Source organism: Bradyrhizobium sp. WYCCWR 12699 (assembly GCF_032144035.1).
GTDB lineage: Bacteria > Pseudomonadota > Alphaproteobacteria > Rhizobiales > Xanthobacteraceae > Bradyrhizobium.
This window is the reverse complement of the sequence record NZ_JAVTJN010000039.1, coordinates 1,564,502-1,582,709: the sequence shown is the minus strand read 5'-3', so window position 1 is coordinate 1,582,709 and position 18,208 is coordinate 1,564,502. Positions and strand designations below refer to the sequence as shown.

19 protein-coding genes are annotated in these 18,208 nt (G+C 64.4%); 13 read left to right on the top strand and 6 right to left on the bottom strand.

From position 1 onward, the window contains the following. Position 1: 1 nt before the first annotated feature. The 4 genes from RPS27_RS38125 to RPS27_RS38110 all read left to right on the top strand — a co-directional run bounded on the left by RPS27_RS38125 (position 2) and on the right by RPS27_RS38110 (position 3,834). On the top strand, positions 2 to 2,098 hold the full coding sequence (locus RPS27_RS38125; RefSeq protein WP_313755034.1) for a 3-hydroxyacyl-CoA dehydrogenase NAD-binding domain-containing protein: 2,097 nt from the start codon (positions 2 to 4) through the stop codon (positions 2,096 to 2,098). 55 nt (positions 2,099 to 2,153) lie between these two features. After that, positions 2,154 to 2,906: a fatty acid desaturase CarF family protein gene (locus tag RPS27_RS38120; protein WP_212065632.1), complete on the top strand. Its 753-nt coding sequence runs from the start codon at positions 2,154 to 2,156 to the stop codon at positions 2,904 to 2,906. A gap of 80 nt (positions 2,907 to 2,986) precedes the next feature. Further along, positions 2,987 to 3,418, top strand: coding sequence for an acyl-CoA thioesterase (locus RPS27_RS38115; protein WP_211419503.1), 432 nt, complete (start codon positions 2,987 to 2,989; stop codon positions 3,416 to 3,418). 224 nt (positions 3,419 to 3,642) lie between these two features. Beyond that, positions 3,643 to 3,834: a hypothetical protein gene (locus tag RPS27_RS38110; protein WP_018645288.1), complete on the top strand. Its 192-nt coding sequence runs from the start codon at positions 3,643 to 3,645 to the stop codon at positions 3,832 to 3,834. Positions 3,835 to 4,064: 230 nt separating this feature from the next. Here RPS27_RS38110 and RPS27_RS38105 read toward each other — a convergent pair whose 3' ends face one another. Then, positions 4,065 to 4,514, bottom strand: coding sequence for a nuclear transport factor 2 family protein (locus RPS27_RS38105; protein WP_313755096.1), 450 nt, complete (start codon positions 4,512 to 4,514; stop codon positions 4,065 to 4,067). Between the two features lie 154 nt (positions 4,515 to 4,668). On the opposite strand from RPS27_RS38105, the gene RPS27_RS38100 reads away from it, so the two are divergent. Beyond that, positions 4,669 to 5,343: an HAD family hydrolase gene (locus tag RPS27_RS38100; protein ID WP_212065631.1), complete on the top strand. Its 675-nt coding sequence runs from the start codon at positions 4,669 to 4,671 to the stop codon at positions 5,341 to 5,343. A gap of 92 nt (positions 5,344 to 5,435) precedes the next feature. After that, positions 5,436 to 6,281, top strand: coding sequence for a DeoR/GlpR family DNA-binding transcription regulator (locus RPS27_RS38095; protein WP_194406550.1), 846 nt, complete (start codon positions 5,436 to 5,438; stop codon positions 6,279 to 6,281). 2 nt (positions 6,282 to 6,283) lie between these two features. Here RPS27_RS38095 and RPS27_RS38090 read toward each other — a convergent pair whose 3' ends face one another. Together RPS27_RS38090 and RPS27_RS38085 are read right to left on the bottom strand one after the other, a co-directional pair. Further along, positions 6,284 to 6,700 (bottom strand): type II toxin-antitoxin system VapC family toxin, encoded by a 417-nt coding sequence (locus RPS27_RS38090; RefSeq protein WP_212065630.1) that lies wholly within the window; start codon positions 6,698 to 6,700, stop codon positions 6,284 to 6,286. Next, entirely contained in the window at positions 6,700 to 6,951 is a 252-nt protein-coding gene (locus tag RPS27_RS38085) for a type II toxin-antitoxin system prevent-host-death family antitoxin (protein ID WP_212065629.1), read from the bottom strand. The genes RPS27_RS38090 and RPS27_RS38085 overlap by 1 nt, the downstream gene beginning before the upstream one ends. A 288-nt stretch (positions 6,952 to 7,239) precedes the next feature. On the opposite strand from RPS27_RS38085, the gene glpD reads away from it, so the two are divergent. From glpD to RPS27_RS38050, 7 genes are all read left to right on the top strand, one after another. Next, positions 7,240 to 8,781 (top strand): glycerol-3-phosphate dehydrogenase, encoded by a 1,542-nt coding sequence (glpD, locus tag RPS27_RS38080; RefSeq protein WP_212065628.1) that lies wholly within the window; start codon positions 7,240 to 7,242, stop codon positions 8,779 to 8,781. Continuing rightward, on the top strand, positions 8,778 to 9,854 hold the full coding sequence (locus RPS27_RS38075) for an ABC transporter ATP-binding protein (RefSeq protein WP_212065627.1): 1,077 nt from the start codon (positions 8,778 to 8,780) through the stop codon (positions 9,852 to 9,854). The genes glpD and RPS27_RS38075 overlap by 4 nt, the downstream gene beginning before the upstream one ends. Positions 9,855 to 9,868: 14 nt before the next feature. After that, on the top strand, positions 9,869 to 10,954 hold the full coding sequence (locus RPS27_RS38070; RefSeq protein WP_212065626.1) for an ABC transporter ATP-binding protein: 1,086 nt from the start codon (positions 9,869 to 9,871) through the stop codon (positions 10,952 to 10,954). Further along, positions 10,954 to 11,856 (top strand): carbohydrate ABC transporter permease, encoded by a 903-nt coding sequence (locus RPS27_RS38065; protein WP_194406556.1) that lies wholly within the window; start codon positions 10,954 to 10,956, stop codon positions 11,854 to 11,856. The genes RPS27_RS38070 and RPS27_RS38065 overlap by 1 nt, the downstream gene beginning before the upstream one ends. Continuing rightward, complete coding sequence (locus tag RPS27_RS38060) at positions 11,856 to 12,662, top strand: carbohydrate ABC transporter permease (RefSeq protein WP_194406557.1); 807 nt, start codon at positions 11,856 to 11,858, stop codon at positions 12,660 to 12,662. The genes RPS27_RS38065 and RPS27_RS38060 overlap by 1 nt, the downstream gene beginning before the upstream one ends. A gap of 10 nt (positions 12,663 to 12,672) precedes the next feature. After that, the gene (locus RPS27_RS38055) at positions 12,673 to 13,002 is read left to right on the top strand and encodes a DUF2160 domain-containing protein (protein ID WP_194406558.1); all 330 of its coding nucleotides are present in this window, start codon (positions 12,673 to 12,675) and stop codon (positions 13,000 to 13,002) included. Positions 13,003 to 13,132: 130 nt separating this feature from the next. Next, entirely contained in the window at positions 13,133 to 14,875 is a 1,743-nt protein-coding gene (locus tag RPS27_RS38050; RefSeq protein ID WP_194408201.1) for an ABC transporter substrate-binding protein, read from the top strand. 90 nt (positions 14,876 to 14,965) lie between these two features. Here the strand turns inward: RPS27_RS38050 and RPS27_RS38045 are convergent, their stop codons facing one another. The 3 genes from RPS27_RS38045 to RPS27_RS38035 all read right to left on the bottom strand — a co-directional run bounded on the left by RPS27_RS38045 (position 14,966) and on the right by RPS27_RS38035 (position 18,157). Then, positions 14,966 to 16,066, bottom strand: coding sequence for an alkene reductase (locus RPS27_RS38045; protein WP_212065625.1), 1,101 nt, complete (start codon positions 16,064 to 16,066; stop codon positions 14,966 to 14,968). A 177-nt stretch (positions 16,067 to 16,243) separates the two neighbouring features. Beyond that, the gene (locus RPS27_RS38040; protein WP_194406560.1) at positions 16,244 to 16,747 is read right to left on the bottom strand and encodes a DUF1993 family protein; all 504 of its coding nucleotides are present in this window, start codon (positions 16,745 to 16,747) and stop codon (positions 16,244 to 16,246) included. Positions 16,748 to 16,855: 108 nt separating this feature from the next. Continuing rightward, entirely contained in the window at positions 16,856 to 18,157 is a 1,302-nt protein-coding gene (locus RPS27_RS38035) for a lytic murein transglycosylase (protein WP_212065624.1), read from the bottom strand. Positions 18,158 to 18,208: the final 51 nt, after the last annotated feature.

Here is an 18,208-nt window from a genome sequence, read left to right as displayed (position 1 = left end):
CATGGATTCGAAGATCATGACCGCGCTCGGCGACCGCGTCCTGGAACTGGGGCCCAAGCCCGCGCCGGACAGTCCGTACAAGCATTTCAAGCTCACCCGCGATGAAGACGGCGTCGCCTGGCTGCTGTTCGACCGCGCTGATGCCAGCGCCAATACGCTCTCGTCCGACGTGATGGAGGAGTTCGACGCCGCGCTCGCGGCGATCGAGACCGAGCGCCCGGCCGGCCTCGTGATCCGCTCCGCAAAGCCGTCCGGCTTCATCGCGGGCGCCGACGTCAACGAATTCCGCGGCGCGTCCGACCCGGAAGTGGTGGAGACCCGTATCCGGGCCGCGCATGCGGTGGTCGATCATCTCGAAGCGCTCAAATTGCCGACGGTCGCGGTTATCCACGGCTTCTGTCTCGGCGGCGGGCTCGAGGTTGCTCTGGCCTGCCAGTCGCGCGTCGCCTTCGACGGCGCGCGCTTCGGCTTCCCGGAGATGATGCTCGGCCTGCATCCCGGCCTCGGCGGCACCGCGCGGTTTACCGCGCTGGTCAACCCGACCCAGTCGATGGCCTTGATGCTGACCGGCCGCACCATCGATGCGCGACGGGCCAAGGCGATCGGCCTCGTCGATACCGTCACGCAGGAGCGCCATGTCCGGGGCGCGGTGAAGGATGCGCTGTTCGGCCGGATGAAGCGGGCGCGCGCTGGCTTCCTGACTCGCGCGGCGAACTTCGGCCCCGTGCGCGGGCTGCTCGCAAAACGCATGCGCTCGGAGGCGGCGAAGGCCGCGTCTCGCGAGCACTATCCCGCGCCTTACGCGCTGATCGACCTCTGGGAGAGCCATGGCGGCAGCAAGGCCGCGATGCTGAAGGCCGAGCAGGCGTCCTTCGCCAAGCTGATGGTGACGCCGACCGCGCAGAATCTGATCCGCGTCTTCTTCCTGCGCGAGCAGATGAAGAAGGCAGCAGGCTCCGGCAACTCGATCAAGCATGTCCACGTCATTGGCGCCGGCGCCATGGGCGGTGATATCGCGGCTTGGATAGCCGGGCAGGGCTTTCGCGTCTCGCTCGCCGACATGAAGGCCGAGCCGATCGCGGGCGCGGTGAAGCGCGCCGCCGAGCTCTATGGCAAGATCATCCGCAAGCCGACCGAGGTGCGCGACGCGCTCGATCGCCTCATCCCCGACATGGACGGGGAGGGGGTGCGCAACGCGGATCTCATCATCGAGGCGGTCCCGGAAAAGCTTGAGCTCAAGCAGAAGGTCTATGCCGGGATCGAGCCGCGCATGAAGCCGGGCGCGATCCTTGCGACCAACACGTCGAGCATTCCGCTGCAAGATTTGCGCACCACGCTCGCGCGGCCGGAGCGCCTAGTCGGCCTGCATTTCTTCAATCCGGTATCGCGGCTGCAATTGGTCGAGGTCGTCAGCCACGACGGCAACGACGCGCAGGCGCTGAAGGACGCACTTGCTTTCGTCGGTGCGATCGACCGTCTGCCATTGTCTGTGAAGAGCTCGCCCGGCTTCCTCGTCAACCGCACGCTGACGCCCTACATGCTGGAAGCCATGGTGATGCTGGACGAGAAGATCGACCAGCGCCTGATCGACGCCGCAGCCGAGCAGTTCGGCATGCCGATGGGGCCGATCGAGCTCGCCGACCAGGTCGGGCTCGACATCTGCCTCGACGTCGGGGACATGCTGCGGACCAAGTTCGGCGATCTGCTGCCGCCGACGCCCGCCTGGCTGCGCGACAAGGTCGCCAGGGGCGAGCTCGGCCGCAAGACCGGCAAGGGCTTCTACACCTGGAAGGACGGCAAGGCAGAGAAGGCGCCGCTCCCCGAGACCGGTCCGCGCGTCACCGACCAGATGATCGACCGCCTGGTGCTGCCGATGTCCAACGTCTGCGTTGCGGCGCGTCGCGAAGGCATCGTCGATGACGCCGATGCGGTCGACGGCGCCATGATCTTCGGCACCGGTTATGCACCGTTCCGCGGCGGTCCGCTGAACTATGCGCGCACGCGCGGCGTGGAGAATGTCGTGTCCACCTTGCGCGGGCTCGCCGAGAGGTTCGGCGGACGTTTCGCGCCGGATGCAGGCTGGGACGGTTTGCGATAGGGAGCCGTCGGCAAAAGATGCTATCATGGGTGGTGGAGCCCAAGGAGCATCGCCGATGCCGACGATCCCGTTCTTCAAGCACGCGACCTCGCGCGAGATCATCATCACGCGGCTGTGCTGCGGGGCCGACGTCGTCGTGATCCTGTGTTGCGCAGGCTATCTCGTCGGGACTTATCCCGCGGCGGGATTGCGTTGGCCGTCGCTGATCGTGGCGCTCCTGGCCGGGTATTTCCTCGCTGACCTGTTTTCCGGGCTGGTGCATTGGGTGGTCGACACCTGGCTCGACGAGGGGATGCTCGGCCGCGGCATCGCGATCACGCGCGAGCATCACACCCATCCCGGCCACGTCCTGTTCTACGACTTCCTCGACCAGGCATCGCTCGGTGCGGCACCGAGCGCCGTAGTGGTCGGAATTGCGGCCGCCGTCACGGCGTCGTTTCCGGTTTCCACGTTCACTTATGCGCTGATGATCGTCTGGTTCGTGATCGCGACCTGCATGCTGTTTGGCATGAGCTTTCACAATCTCGCGCACTGGTCACACCGCCCGCCGCTCCTGCGCATCGCGCAACGGCTGCATCTGGTCTGCTCACCCGAGCATCATTGGCGTCATCACCATGACCACACCATCCGCTATTGTGTCATCAATGGATGGGCCAATTATCCCTGCGACCGTCTCCGGATTTGGAGCAGGCTGGAACGGCTGGTGACGGCGGCGACCGGACGCGCGCCGCGGGCCGACGATGCGGAGTGGCAACGCAGACTGAACGATGCCGGCGGCCTCGTCGGAGCGCCGCGACCAGCTGGATAGCGCAAGCTTGTCTCGTGTCGATGTTGCGCAAGACGCCGCGGCTTTGTATCGAGAGCTGAGAGCCGCGGGAGACCAGCCACATGACCGATACGCAAATCCACGCCCCTAACAGCTCAGGCACCGGGCCAAGCGGCGATCTCTGTATCCGCACGCTGGCGATGCCTGCCGACACCAACGCCAATGGCGACATCTTCGGCGGCTGGCTGCTGAGCCAGATGGATGTCGGCGGCGGCGTATTTGCGTCGAAGGTCGCGAAGTCGCGGACCGTGACGGTCGCGATCGAGGCGATGAACTTTCGCAAAGCCGTCTATGTCGGCGATCTCGTGTCGGTCTACGCCAATATCGTGCGCGTGGGCCGCACCTCGCTCACCGTGCATCTGGAAGCGTGGGCGCTGCGTCGCGGGGAGGAGCATCCTTTCCTCGTCACCGACGGCAACTTCACCTACGTCTCGATCGACGAACACGGTCGCCCGCAGGCGGTTCGTCCGGCCGACGCAACCATCGCGACGTAACGATGTGCCTTATTGATATTGCATCGTCAGCTTCGTGAATGATGACCGATCACGCGTTCCTGCGTCGCGGCTTCGCCAAGAACCAGTCAAGAACCAGTCATAAAACGGATGAGGTCCCGGCGTACTCAATTGCGTGCCGATTCGAGGTGGTAACGGCCTCAAATGCCCTGGGAACCTTTGGGCAGGAACACCGTTATTTGCCCGCACTGAGGAATCCACGGACTATGCCGGACAGCTACATCATCGAAGTCGACTCGCAGACCGCAGGTATCGTCGTTCGTTCTTCCGGGGGCTACTGCTTCTTCGCCTCGTCCCACCGATTCAACCGTCTCGAAGGCCAGCTCTTCCGCAACGCGCGCGAAGCCGAGCGCGCCGCGCGCAAGCTGGTGAACGGAGATGTGAAGGAAGCGGCGTAAGCGCCCGCCGGTCGATCGGCCCGCGAAATGTGGGCGGAATTTTTTGCCGCCCTTGATACTGCCTTCTTCCTTCTCCCCTTGCGGGAGAAGGTGGCGCGAAGCGCCAGATGAGGGGGTCTATCGACGAATTCAAAACCTAAGAGACTAACTCGCTGAGGCAGCCCCTCACCCGTCTCTCCGCTGTCGCGGCGAGCCACCCTCTCCCACAAGGGGAGAGGGCAAGAGCGTCATCACAACTTCGTTGCAGCCCGCGACAGCAGCTTCCACTCGTCGCCTTGCTTCTGCCAGTTCATCAGGATGTGAAGATTGGTCGATACTTTCTTCCCATCGGCCGCCATCTCCTGCTCGCCCAGCCAGTGGAAGCGGACGATCGCGGCGGGGCCGACGACCTTGATGGTCGGGTCCTTGTACTCGATCGACAGGAATTTGGATTTGCCGTCGGTGGCGTTGGCAATGAACGTCGCCTTGTCCTCGACCTTGCCACTGGAATGGCTGTAGCTGAGATCGTCCCAGCACAGCGCGCCGAGCGCCTTCGGATCAGCTGCGATCTGGGCGAGACGGAAGGCCTCGACCTTTTTCGCCACCGCCTCTTCGTCTGCCGAGGCGGCGAGCGCCGGTGGGGTGAGCGCAAGCGCGGAGACGGCAAGAGTCGAAAGAGCAAGGTCGCGTCGGTTGATCATCGTTTCCTCCTTTTTGATCTTGCGAGGAGTGTTGCAGCCGCGCGCGACTTTGTCGAGTGCTGCATTGTCGTCATGTGGATGCGCCATTGCGCGCTCGAGCCCGTATTGATACGCCTTTCGCATTGATGCGCCGCGGTTTTGGGAAAGTAGGGAAATGATCGAAGCAATCGGCAGGGCATTGTTGTTCGACATCGACGGCACGCTCGCCAACACCGACCCGCTGCATCTCGAGGCCTTCAACCAGGTGCTCGGTCCCCGCGGCCATGTGTTCGACCACGCGCGCTTCTCCAGGGAGCTGCAAGGCTTCGCCAACGTATCGATCGGCGACCGCTTTCTGCCCGACGAAACGCCGGAGCGGCGCGCCGCGATCCTCGCCGAGAAGGAAGCGATCTTCCGTGACCTCGTGGTCGGGCAGATCGAACCGTTGCCGGGGCTGATGGCATTGCTCGACCGCGCAGACGCGGCCGGCGTTCCCATGGTTGCCGTGACTAATGCGCCGCGTCTCAACGCCGAGCTGCTGCTGTCGGGCCTCGGCATCACCGCGCGGTTCAAGGCGATCGTGATCGGCGACGAGCTGCCGCACGGCAAGCCGCATCCGCTGCCCTATCAGGAGGGGTTGCGCTTCGTCGGAGCCAGTGCGGCGGCTTCGGTTGCGTTCGAGGATTCCCGCTCCGGCGTGCAATCGGCCGCCGCCGCCGGCATTCCGACGATCGGAATCCGGACCAGCCTCAGCCACGCCGACCTTGTCGGTGCCGGCGCAATTGCCTCTGCGAGCGCGTTCGACGATCCGGACCTGCTCGTGCGCCTTGCCGCCGCCATGGCATGGTGAGCCCGCCTCATCCGTTAACCGTGATCGAGGCGCGCATTGACCGCCGCTGCGAACCGCCGCACCATGCCGCTTCCTGATTTGAGGCCCTTGCCGTGACCGGACTGACCCATCGCCAAGCCGAAATCCTCAACATCGCGCGCGCCTCGGGCCGCGTCATGGTCGAGGAGCTCGCGCGCCGCTTCGAGGTCTCGGCGCAGACCATCCGAAAAGATCTCAACGACCTCTGCGAGCGGCGCTCGCTGACCCGCATCCATGGCGGCGCCATCATCGCCTCCGGCGTCGAGAACCTCGCCTATGAGGCGCGCCGCTTCGTCGCCGCCGACGAGAAGAAGGCGATCGGAGCTGCCGCCGCATCCCTGATCCCGAACGGGTGCTCGCTCTTCATCAATATCGGCACCACGACGGAGGAGGTCGCGAGCGCGCTCACCTCGCATGAGGATCTCCTCGTCATCACCAACAATCTCAACGTCGCGATGCTGCTCTACCGCCACCCCCGCATCGAGGTCGTGGTTGCCGGCGGCACGGTGCGGCGCGCCGACGGCGCCGTGGTCGGCTCGACCGCGACGCAGCTGATCGGCCAGTTCAAGGTCGACTACGCCATCATCGGCGCATCCGCGATTGATGAAGAGGGCGCGCTGCTCGACTTCGACTATCGCGAGGTGCAGGTCGCGCAGGCCATCATCGCCAACGCCCGCAGCGTCATGCTGGTCGCCGATTCCACCAAGCTGCGTCGCAGCGCGCCGGTGCGCATCGCCCACATCACGCAAATCCAGACCTTCGTCACCGACCAGGAGCTTCCCGAGCGCCTCGCCACCATCTGCCACAGCAAGGGCATCGAGGTGATGGCGGCGATGCCGAAGGGCGCGGACATCGACGATGCGCCGGCAGATAGCCAGGATGCCGCACCGGAGGCCGCGCCGGTGGTGCGTCTGCGATAAGACTAGGCGTCGCCCCACGGATTGTGCAGCGCCACGCCAGTAGGTTCGAAATCCCCGACATTACGCGTCACGACGGTCAAGCCGTGAACAAGCGCGGTCGCTGCAATCAGGGCATCGCGTTCAGCCCGCGGATTGGGAATGTGAAGTTGCGCGCAGCACTGCGCGACCGCCGTATCGATAGCCAGAATCCGCCCTTCGAAGCGGGCCAGGACGTAATCGTCGATCCAGGCTCGCAGGATAGCACCTTGAACTGCGTCTTTCCGCTCGATCAGTCGCGCCCCGAGTTGAATTTCAAGAATCGAGATGGCGGACATGAAGAAATTTGCCGCGGGCACTGCATTGGCCCAAGCGAGAACCTTGCGATCAGCCTTGTCCGGCCGCCTCAGTTCGGAAATGACATTGGTGTCCAGCAGAAACATCAGTCGAGATCAGCGGGCCTGGAGATGCCGCCCTCGATGCGAGGCGGATCGAAATCGAAGTCCGCGTTCGCCTGAGCCAGAGCTTCGGCGAGGCTCATGTACCCGCCGCTCAGGCGCAGATAGTCTTCGAAGGTTAGCAGGACATGGGCCGGGCGGCCGCGATCCGTAATGAAGACCGGGCCCTGCGAGGCAGCCTTCTTGGCACCGCCGGTATCCTGGTTGAATTCTCGGCTGGTCAGAGTCGTCACCATCGTCAGTGCGTCCTTCGCCGTAGCAATGTCACCAGCCAAAAATATGTAGTTATGTTGCTACATTCAAGGCGGACGGATGCTTCGGGGTATGGCTTGGCCGTCCCTTGGGCAGTCCGCCGCCAAATTTGCCCGTTCGTCGGCCAATTTCTTCGCCTTATGGACGTCGAAAAAGTTCCGCTTTCGCTTCCTTTCGCCTCTCTTTCATCTTGCTTTCGTTTTTCGGTGTGATCTAATCAAAAACGAAAGTAGCCGACCGAAGGAACGGGCGGCCGTCAGGGGAAGCGTCTGTTGGAGCGTATCTTCGACCTCGCCATCATCGGAGGCGGTGTTAATGGCTGCGGCATCGCGCGGGACGCGGTGGGTCGCGGTAACACTGTCTTCCTGTGCGAAATGAACGATCTGGCGAGCGGGACATCCTCCTGGTCGACCAAGCTGGTGCATGGCGGCCTGCGCTATCTCGAATATTACGAGTTTCGCCTGGTCCGCGAGGCGCTGATCGAGCGCGAGATCCTCTGGGGCATCGCGCCCCACATCATCCGCCCATTGCGTTTCGTTTTGCCGCATCACGCTGGCTTACGCCCGGCCTGGCTGCTGCGCCTCGGCCTCTTCCTCTATGATCACATTGGCGGCCGGCATCTGCTGCCCGCGACCCGCTCGGTCGATCTCGGGCGTGACGAGGTCGGCAAGCCGCTGATCCCGAATCGCTACAGCCGCGCCTTCGAATATTCGGATTGCTTCGTCGACGATGCCCGCCTCGTCGTGCTCAACGCACGCGATGCCGCCGACAAGGGCGCCGAGATCCGTACCCGCACCCGCGCCACCGAGATCCGCCAGGCCGATGGCCTCTGGACCGTCGGCATGGTCAACACGCTGACCGGCGAGCGCTCGCAGATCCAGGCGAAGGCGCTGGTCAATGCTGGCGGCCCCTGGGTCGAGGACGTGCTCGGCCGCGGCGCGGGCGTCAACGCCAAGGCCAAGGTGCGGCTGGTGCAGGGCTCGCACATCGTGGTCCGAAAGCTCTACGACCACGACCGTGCCTACATGTTCCAGAATGCCGACGGGCGCATCATCTTCGTGATCCCGTATCAGGATGATTTCACGCTGATCGGCACCACGGACCGCGACTATGACGGCGATCCCGCCAAGGTGAAGGCGACGCCCGAGGAGATCCAGTATCTCTGCACGGCGGCGAGCGAATATCTGGCCAAGCCGGTGACGCCGGACGATGTGGTCTGGACCTATTCGGGCGTGCGACCGCTCTATGATGACGGTGCCAGCGAGGCCAAGGCTGCGACGCGCGACTACGTGTTCGAGCTCGACACGCCCGGCGGGGCGCCACTGCTGTCGATCTATGGCGGCAAGATCACGACCTATCGCCGCCTCGCCGAGGAGGCGCTGGAGCGGCTCGCGCCTTACTTGCGCAGCGCGAAGGCGCGCGAGGGCTGGACCGGCAAATGGCCGCTGCCGGGCGGTGACATGAACGTGTCCGACATCGACGGCCTGATCGCCGAACTTCAGCGGGGCTATCCTTTCCTCAGCCATGAGCATGCGCGGCGTCTCGCCCGCGCCTATGGCACAAGGGCCGCCAAGCTGCTCGGGGATGCCAAGGCAGCCGCCGATCTCGGCCAGTCCTTTGGTGCGACGCTCACCGAGCGCGAGGTCCGCTATCTCATCGCCCATGAATGGGCCGTGACCGCCGAGGACGTGGTCTGGCGCCGCTCCAAGCTCGGCCTGCGACTATCTGCCGACGAGATCGCCGTGCTCGACGACTGGATCAGGAGCCACGCGGTGTCGCAAAGTCCCCTGCTGGAAGCGGGAGGACGCTCATGACCGTGACACTCGACCACGTGACCCGGACCGTCGAGGGTGTCGAGCACATCCGCGACGTCTCGCTGACGCTCGAGAGCGGCACGCTGAACGTGCTGCTCGGGCCGACGCTGTCGGGCAAGACCTCGATCATGCGGCTGCTCGCCGGCCTCGACAAGCCGACCAGTGGCAAGGTGGTGGTGAATGGCAAGGACGTCACCGGCGCCGATGTGCGCCAGCGTTCGGTCGCCATGGTCTACCAGCAGTTCATCAACTACCCCTCGCTCACGGTTTACGAGAACATTGCGTCGCCCCTGCGCGTACAGGGCAAGCCGCGCGACGAGATCGAGGCGCGGGTGGCGGAGGCCGCAAAGCTGCTGCGGCTCGAGCCGTTCCTGAAGCGCACCCCGCTGCAACTTTCCGGCGGCCAGCAGCAGCGCACCGCGATCGCGCGCGCTTTGGTCAAGGGCGCCGATCTCGTGCTGCTCGACGAGCCGCTCGCCAATCTCGACTACAAGCTTCGCGAGGAACTGCGCGCCGAGCTGCCGCGGATCTTCGAGGCCTCGGGCGCGATCTTCGTCTATGCCACCACCGAGCCGACCGAGGCGCTGCTGCTCGGCGGCAACACGGTCTGCATGTGGGAGGGACAGGCGCTGCAGATGGGCGAGACCGCCAACGTCTATCGCCGGCCGCAGACGCTGCGGGTCGCCCAGGTGTTTTCCGACCCGCCGCTCAACCTGGTCGGCATCGAGAAGAAGAACGGCTCCGTGCAATATGCCGGCGGTACGGCATCGCCCGCCTCCGGTCTCTATTCGAGCCTTGCCGACGGCGCCTATCGCGTCGGCTTCCGAGCGCATCAGCTTGCGCTCGCCAATGGCGAGGCCGATCGTCACGCCTTCCACGCCACTGTTACGGTGACCGAGATCACCGGTTCGGAGAGTTTCGTGCATCTGACCCGCGACGGATCGAACTGGGTGGCGGTGCTGCACGGCGTGCACGAGTTCGAGCCCGGCCAGACGCTCGATGCCGTGCTCGATCCCAATGATGTCTTTGTGTTCGACGCGGCTGACCGCCTGGTCGCCGCGCCGGCCTCCTAAGGGGGAGGTGCGCCATGGCCCGCATTGACCTCGTCGATCTCGCGCATTCCTACGGCGGCAATGATGCGCCGCAGGAGAGCTTTGCGCTGAAGCCTGTGACCATGACCTGGCGGCAGGGCGGCGCCTATGCGCTGCTGGGCCCGAGCGGCTGCGGCAAGACCACGCTGCTCAACGTCATCTCCGGCATCATCACGCCGTCGCGCGGGAAAATCCTGTTCGACGGCAAGGACATCACACCGCTGTCAACCCAGAAGCGCAACATCGCCCAGGTGTTCCAGTTTCCGGTGATCTACGACACCATGACGGTCGGACAGAATTTGGCGTTCCCGCTGAAGAACCGCGGCGTGCCGCAGGCGGATATCGACCGGCGCGTCGCCGAGATCGGCCGTCTGCTTGACCTCGAACCCTATCTCAACCGCAAGGCGACGCGTCTCACGGCGGATGCCAAGCAGAAGATCTCGCTCGGCCGCGGCCTCGTGCGCAACGACGTCGCCGCGGTGCTGTTCGACGAGCCGCTGACGGTGATCGATCCCGAGCTGAAATGGCAGCTCCGCTCGAAGCTGAAGGCGCTGCATCGCGAGCTCGACCTCACGATGATCTACGTCACCCACGACCAGACCGAGGCGCTGACTTTCGCCGACACCGTCGTCGTCATGCATGACGGCCGCGTCGTGCAGAGCGGCACCCCGGCCGAGCTGTTCGACAAGCCGGCGCACACCTTCGTCGGCTATTTCATCGGCTCGCCCGGCATGAACATCCTGCCGGCGGAGGTGAGGGGACGCAAGGCCATCGTCGGCGGCCACGTCATCGCGCTCGACCGCGCTTACGACAACCTGCCTGCCGGCGCCAAGATCGAGATCGGCGTCCGTCCCGAATTCGTCGAGGTCGTCGCGCCCGCGCCGGGCCTGCTCACGGCGAAGATCGAGCGCCTCGACGATCTCGGCCGCATCCGTTTCGCGCGCGCGCGCTTCGGCGATGCCAAGCTCGCGGCGCGTGCGCCGGCGGGCTTCACCAGTCCGGACGGCATGGCCGGACTGAAATTCGATCCATCGCACGTCCACGTCTATGCCGACAGCCTTCTGGTGGAGGGAGCCGCCTGATGGACAAGACCGTCAACCAAAAAGCCTGGTTCCTGGTGCTGCCGGTGTTCCTGGTCGTCGCCTTCTCGGCGGTGCTGCCGCTGATGACGGTGGTGAACTATTCGATGCAGGACACCTTCGGCAACAACCAGTTCTTCTGGAACGGCGTCGGCTGGTTCAAGGAATTGCTCGATCCCTCGACCGATCTGGGCGGCCGCTTCCTCGCCTCGCTCGGGCGTAACCTGTTCTTCTCGATGGTGATCCTCGCCATCGAGGTGCCGCTCGGCATCGTCGTCGCTTTGTCGATGCCGCGCCAGGGCTGGACGGTGGCGGCCTGCCTCGTCATCCTCGCGCTGCCGCTGCTGATTCCGTGGAACGTTGTCGGCACGATCTGGCAGATCTTTGGCCGTCCCGACATCGGCCTGCTCGGCTATGTCCTCAACGCCGCGGGCATCGACTACAATTACGTCTCCAACGACATCGACGCCTGGGTCACCGTCATCGTGATGGACGTCTGGCACTGGACCAGCCTCGTCGCGCTGCTGTGCTATGCCGGCCTGAAGTCGATCCCGGAAGCCTATTACCAGGCCGCCCAGATCGACGGCGCCTCGCGCTGGGCCGTGTTCAAGGCGATCCAGCTGCCGAAGATGAACCGCGTGCTGCTGATCGCGGTGCTGCTGCGCTTTATGGACAGCTTCATGATCTACACCGAGCCGTTCGTCGTCACCGGCGGCGGACCCGGGAACTCCACCACCTTCGTGTCGATCGAGCTCGTCAAGATCGCGCTCGGCCAGTTCGACCTCGGCAAGGCCGCGGCGCTGTCGCTGGTCTACAATCTGATCATCCTGATCGTCTGCTGGATCTTCTACACCGTCATGACCAATGCGGGCGCCGAGCGGAAGCCCCAGGAAGGAGCCGCGTGATGCACTCGATTCCCGGCCGCCGCCTCATCATGGGCCTGTTCCTGATCTTCCTGCTGCTGCCGATCTACTGGCTCGTCAACATGAGCTTCAAGACCAACGCCGAGATCGTCTCGACGATGACGCTGTGGCCGCACACGCCGACGCTGCAGCACTACAAGCGCATCTTCACCGACGAGAGCTGGTATTCCGGCTACATCAACTCGCTGGAATACGTCGTCCTCAATACCATCATCTCGATCTCGGTGGCGCTGCCGGCGGCCTATGCGTTCTCGCGCTACCGCTTCCTCGGCGACAAGCACCTGTTCTTCTGGCTGCTGTCGAACCGCATGGCGCCGGCCGCGGTCTATGCGCTGCCGTTCTTCAACCTCTATTCGGCGATCGGCCTGTTCGATACGCCCTGGGCCGTTGCGCTTGCGCACTGCATCTTCAACGTGCCGCTGGCGGTGTGGATCCTCGAAGGCTTCGTCTCCGGCGTGCCGCGCGAGATCGATGAAACGGCGTTCCTGGACGGCTATTCCTTCCCGCGCTTCTTCATCAAGATCCTGGTGCCGCTGATCGCGAGCGGCATCGGCGTCGCCGCCTTCTTCTGCTTCATGTTCTCCTGGGTCGAGCTGCTGCTCGCGCGCACGCTGACCTCGGTCTCGGCCAAGCCGATCGCCGCGATCATGACGCGCACGGTGTCGGCGTCTGGCATGGATTGGGGCCTGTTGGCCGCCGCCGGCGTGCTCACAATCATCCCGGGCGCGCTCGTGATCTGGTTCGTCCGCAATTACATCGCGAGCGGTTTCGCGCTCGGTCGGGTCTAGGGAGGCATCAATGGAAACCATCGCATGGATGGCCTGGACGCCGCCGACGGCGATCTTCTTCGCCGCGCTCGCCTGCACGCTCGCCGTGATGACGTGGCTTGCGGCGGTCTATCCCGAGGCCGAGCGCGTCGGTGTGCTGCGCATCCCGACCACGCGCGGCGATCGCCTGTTCATCTCGCTGATCTCGGCGGCCGTTATCCACCTTCTCTGGATCGGCTTCTTCGGCACCGATGCGATCGCAACGCTGCCGATCGGCGAGGACGGCGTCGAGATCTCGCGCCTGTGGCTCGCAAGTGGAATTTCGCTGGTGACGGCCGTGCTCATATTCCGCACGGTCTGAAGCTCGCGAAGGGACGGCCAGGCCCGGGGGCAATCCGGGTCTGTATAAAAGTTTGTCGCTGCAACGGAGGAACAACATGCGACAGTTTAGGAGAAGGAAAGGTCCATTGACCAAGAGCAGTTTTCTGACCATGTCCAGCGCCGCCGCCATCATCGCGGTGTCGTTCGCCGTCTCGGCGCCGGTCCGCGCCGCCGACGACGCCGTGATCCAGAAGTGGATCGCGGAATTCCAGCCCTCGACGCTGTCGAAGGAAGACCAGAAGAAGGAGCTGGAGTGGTTCGCCAAGGCGGCCGAGCCCTTCAAGGGCATGGAGATCAACGTCGTCTCCGAGACCATCACCACCCACGAATATGAATCGCAGACGCTGGCCAAGGCGTTCTCCGAGCTCACCGGCATCAAGCTCAAGCACGACCTCATCCAGGAAGGCGACGTCGTCGAGAAGCTGCAGACCCAGATGCAGTCCGGCAAGAACGTCTATGACGGCTGGATCAACGATTCCGACCTGATCGGCACGCATTTCCGCTACGGCCAGACCATCGTGCTGTCGGATTACATGACCGGTGAGGGCAAGGACGTCACCGATCCCATGCTCGACGTCAACGACTTCATCGGCAAGTCGTTCACGACCGGTCCGGACGGCAAGCTCTATCAGCTGCCCGACCAGCAGTTCGCGAACCTCTATTGGTTCCGCTACGACTGGTTCACCAACGCCGACTACAAGGCCAAGTTCAAGGCCAAGTATGGCTACGAGCTCGGCGTGCCCGTGAACTGGTCCGCCTATGAGGACATCGCCGAGTTCTTCACCAACGACATCAAGGAGATCAACGGCGTCAAGGTCTACGGCCATATGGACTATGGCAAGAAGGACCCCTCGCTCGGATGGCGCTTCACCGACGCCTGGCTGTCGATGGCCGGCAACGGTGACAAGGGCATTCCGAACGGTCTGCCGGTCGACGAGTGGGGCATCCGCATGGAAGGCTGCCGCCCGGTCGGCTCCTCGGTCGAACGTGGTGGCGACACCAACGGTCCGGCCGCGGTCTACTCGATCACCAAGTACCTCGAGTGGCTGAAGAAGTATGCGCCGCCGCAGGCGCAGGGCATGACGTTCTCCGAAGCAGGCCCCGTGCCGGCCCAGGGCAACATCGCCCAGCAGATGTTCTGGTACACCGCCTTCACCGCCGACATGGTGAAGCCGGGCATCGCCGTGATGAACGCGGACGGTACGCCGAAATGGCGTATGGCGCCGTCGCCGCACGGTGCGTACTGGAAGGAAGGCATGAAGCTCGGCTATCAGGACGCCGGCTCCGTGACGCTGCTGAAGTCGACCCCGGCGGACCGCCGCAAGGCGGCCTGGCTCTATCTCCAGTTCATCATCTCCAAGTCGGTGAGCCTGAAGAAGAGCCATGTCGGTCTCACCTTCATCCGTGAATCCGACATCTGGGACAAGTCGTTCACCGAGCGTGCGCCCAAGCTCGGCGGCCTGATCGAGTTCTACCGCTCGCCCGCGCGCGTGCAGTGGACCCCGACCGGCAACAACGTGCCCGACTATCCGAAGCTCGCTCAGCTGTGGTGGCAGAACATCGGCGATGCGTCGTCCGGTGCGAAGACGCCGCAACAGGCGATGGATGCTCTCGCGGCGGCTCAGGACTCCGTCATGGAGCGCCTGGAGAAGTCCAACGTGCAGGGCGCCTGCGGTCCGAAGCTCCACAAGAAGGAGAAGCCGGAGTACTGGTTCGCGAAGGCCGAGAAGGACGGCACCATCGCGCCCCAGCGCAAGCTTGCCAACGAGAAGCCGAAGGGCGAGACGGTCGACTACGACACCCTGATCAAGTCGTGGCCGGCGACCCCCCCGAAGCGCGCGGAAGCCAAGTAAGCGGCGAATAGCGTCACCAAATGCGAAAGGCCGGGAGCGATCCCGGCCTTTTTTCTTATCCTCGCCCCGCTTGCGGGAAGAGGGAGAAGATCACTCCGCCGGCTCGGCCGCCAGCGCCGGATAGTCCGTATATCCCTTCGCGCCGCCGCCGTAGAACGTGTTCTTGTCCCAGTCGTTCAGCGCTGCGCCCTGCTTCAGCCGCTCGACGAGGTCGGGATTGGAGATGAAGGGCTTGCCGAAGGCGATGAGGTCGGCCGCGTTCGCATCCAGCACCTTGGTGGCGAGATCGAAATCGTAGCCGTTGTTGGCGACGTAGGCGCCGGCGAAGCGCTTGCGCAAGGATGCATAGTCGAACGGGGCGAAGTCGCGCGGGCCGCCGGTGGCGCCTTCGACGACGTGGAGATAGACCAGCTTCAGCGCGCTGAGACCGTCGACGATGTGATCGAACAGGGCTTGCGGATTGCTGTCGGAGATGTCGTTGGCCGGCGTCACCGGCGAGATGCGGATGCCGGTGCGATCGGCGCCGGCCTCCGTCGCAACGGCCTTGGACACCTCGAGCATCAGCCGCGCGCGGTTTTCGATCGAGCCGCCATAGGCATCGGTGCGCTTGTTGGCGCCGTCCTTGGCGAACTGGTCGAGCAGATAACCGTTGGCGCCGTGGATTTCGACGCCGTCGAAGCCGGCCTCGAGCGCGTTCTTGGCGGCACGCTTGAAGTCGTCGATGATGCCTGGAAGCTCGCCGAGCTCCAGCGCGCGCGGCTCGGAGACGTCGGCGAAGGTACCGTTCACGAAGGTCTTTCCCTTGGCGCGGATCGCGCTCGGCGCCACCGGGGCGGCGCCATTCGCCTGCAGATCGACATGCGAGATGCGGCCGACATGCCAGAGCTGGATGAAGATCTTGCCGCCACGCTCATGGACCTTGTCGGTGACCTTGCGCCAGCCGGCGACCTGATCCTTGCTGTAGATGCCGGGGGTGTCCTGGTAGCCTTGGCCCTGCTGTGAGACTTGGCTCGCTTCGGTGATCAGAAGCCCTGCGGAGGCGCGCTGGCCGTAATACTCGGCGGCGAGCGCGCCGGGTACGAATGTGCCGGGCACGGCGCGGTTGCGCGTCAACGGCGCCATGACGAGGCGGTTGGCCAGCGTGATCGGGCCGAGCTTGTAGGTCTCAAACAATTTGGTCGAACGGCTCATTTGCGATGTTCCAGACGGTGAAAGGTCAGAGACACTTGTGCATCGCGACATCAGGCGCAAGGGCGGAGCCATACTCAAAGCGCAGGCTAGCTACGCGGCCGGGCCGCGTAGCATGATTCATGTGCAATTCCGGCTGCGGCAGGAGAATTCCACCGCGCAACCGTGCGATTTGGCAAATCAGTTCGCGCCCATGAAATCGCGCTTGCCGATCTCGACGCCGTTGTGGCGCAAGATTGCATGGGTCGTCGTGGCGTGGAAATAGAAATTCGGCAGCGAGAAGGCGCTCAGGAATTGCTGGCCCTTCATGGTGATGGATTTGTCCGGGCCGGCCGGGAAGGTGACGTCCTTGGTCTCGGCGCCCTCGAATTGCTCCGGCTTGAACGACTTCACGTAGTCGATGGTCTTCGCCAGCCGCTGCTTCAACTCCGCGAAGCTCGTCTCGGTGTCGGGCGTCGAGGGGACCTCGCTATGCGTCAGCCGGGCACAGCCCTTGGCGGCGAAATCGCTGACGAGCTGGACCTGCTTCGACAGCGGCAGCATGTCCGGAAACAGGCGCGAGCCAAGCAGGACGCTGGGATCGATCTTCTTGGCCGCGCAATGCGCCTCGGCTTTGGTAAGCAGCCCGGTCACGCTGTTCAGCATTTGCAAATAGGCAGGGACGACCGCGTCGTAGAAGGACATGTGATGCTCGCTTGTGAATGGGAAACCTCAGGAGAAAACCTGATCCACTCACATGGGAGGCTCATGGAAAAATGCAATCGCGGGGAGGGCTTGTGCGGTGCGAAAATTCTATCGCACCACGCCCGCCGGATGCGCCTGCGCCGTGCCTCCGCGCAGCCGTGCCAGCAGCTCGGCGGTCGGCCAGGAATCCGCGGGCAGGCCGAACTTGATCTGCATCGCCTTCACGGCGGCGCGGCTCTGCTGGCCCATCACGCCGTCGACCTTGCCGACATTGAAGCCGGCACGCACCAGGAGCTGCTGCAATTCCTTGAGCTCGTTGAACGGCAGTTGCGGGACCGGTTGGGCCGGCTTGCGCATGGGAGCTGCACCCGCAATGCGCGAGGCGAGATAGCCCGCCGTGGTCGAATAGATCAGCGAGTTATTCCACTCGGTGTAGGCCGCGAAATTCGCATAGGCCATGAAAGCCGGCCCAAAGCGTCCCATCGGCAGCAGCACGGACGCCGGCAGATTGTCGTTCGGCAGGGGACGGCCGTCGGGATAGGTGACGCCGAGCTGCGCCCAGGTCGAGCGCGGCTCCTTCACCGTGAGGTCGGTCTTGTCCCACGGCAGGTTCGGCGGCACCTTGATCTCCTCCAGCCACGGCTCGCCGCGCCGCCACTTCAAGCCGTTGGCGATGTAATTCGCGGTTGAGCCGATCACGTCGGCCGGCGAGCGCAACAGGTCACGCCGTCCGTCGCCGTCATAGTCCACGGCGTAGTTGGCGTAATGCACCGGCAGGAATTGGGTCTGCCCGAGCTCGCCGGCCCAGGAGCCGATCATCTCGTCGGGATGCAGATCGCCGCGGTCGATGATCTTCAGCGCGGCGATGGTCTCGCCCACGAACATCTCGGAGCGGCGGCAGTCATAGGCGAGCGACACCAGCGATTTCAGCGTCGGCAGATTGCCCATGTTCGCGCCGAAGTCACTTTCCAGCCCCCAGAATGCGGCGATCACCGCCGGCGGTACGCCATATTCCTTCTCGGCGCGCGCGAACGCGGCCGCATGTTGCTTGATGTGCTGCTGGCCGTTCTGCATGCGGTAGGGCGCGGCCATGCGTCCGGCGAATTCGGTGAAGAGCTGGCCGAACACGCGCTGGCCGCGGTCGCGATTGACGATTCCTTGATCGTAGATGAGATAAGGCGAGGCCTCCGCGATCGTCCGCTGCGACACGCCGGCCGCCACCGCCTGGCTCTTCACGTCGGCCAGGAAGCGATCGAAGCTCGCGCCATTATGACAAGAAGCCGCGCGCGGCGAGGGCACGGAGGCTTTTGGCGCGACAGGCCTGGCGGGCGGCTGCTGGAGCTGGGCGGAGGCGCTGGCGGAGCATGCGAGGAGCGCGGCGGCCGCAATCGCAAATCGGATCTGGAGCATAGGGGTTCCGGCGGGGAGGGCAGGCGTGGATTCGCCCGAAGTTTAGGTGAA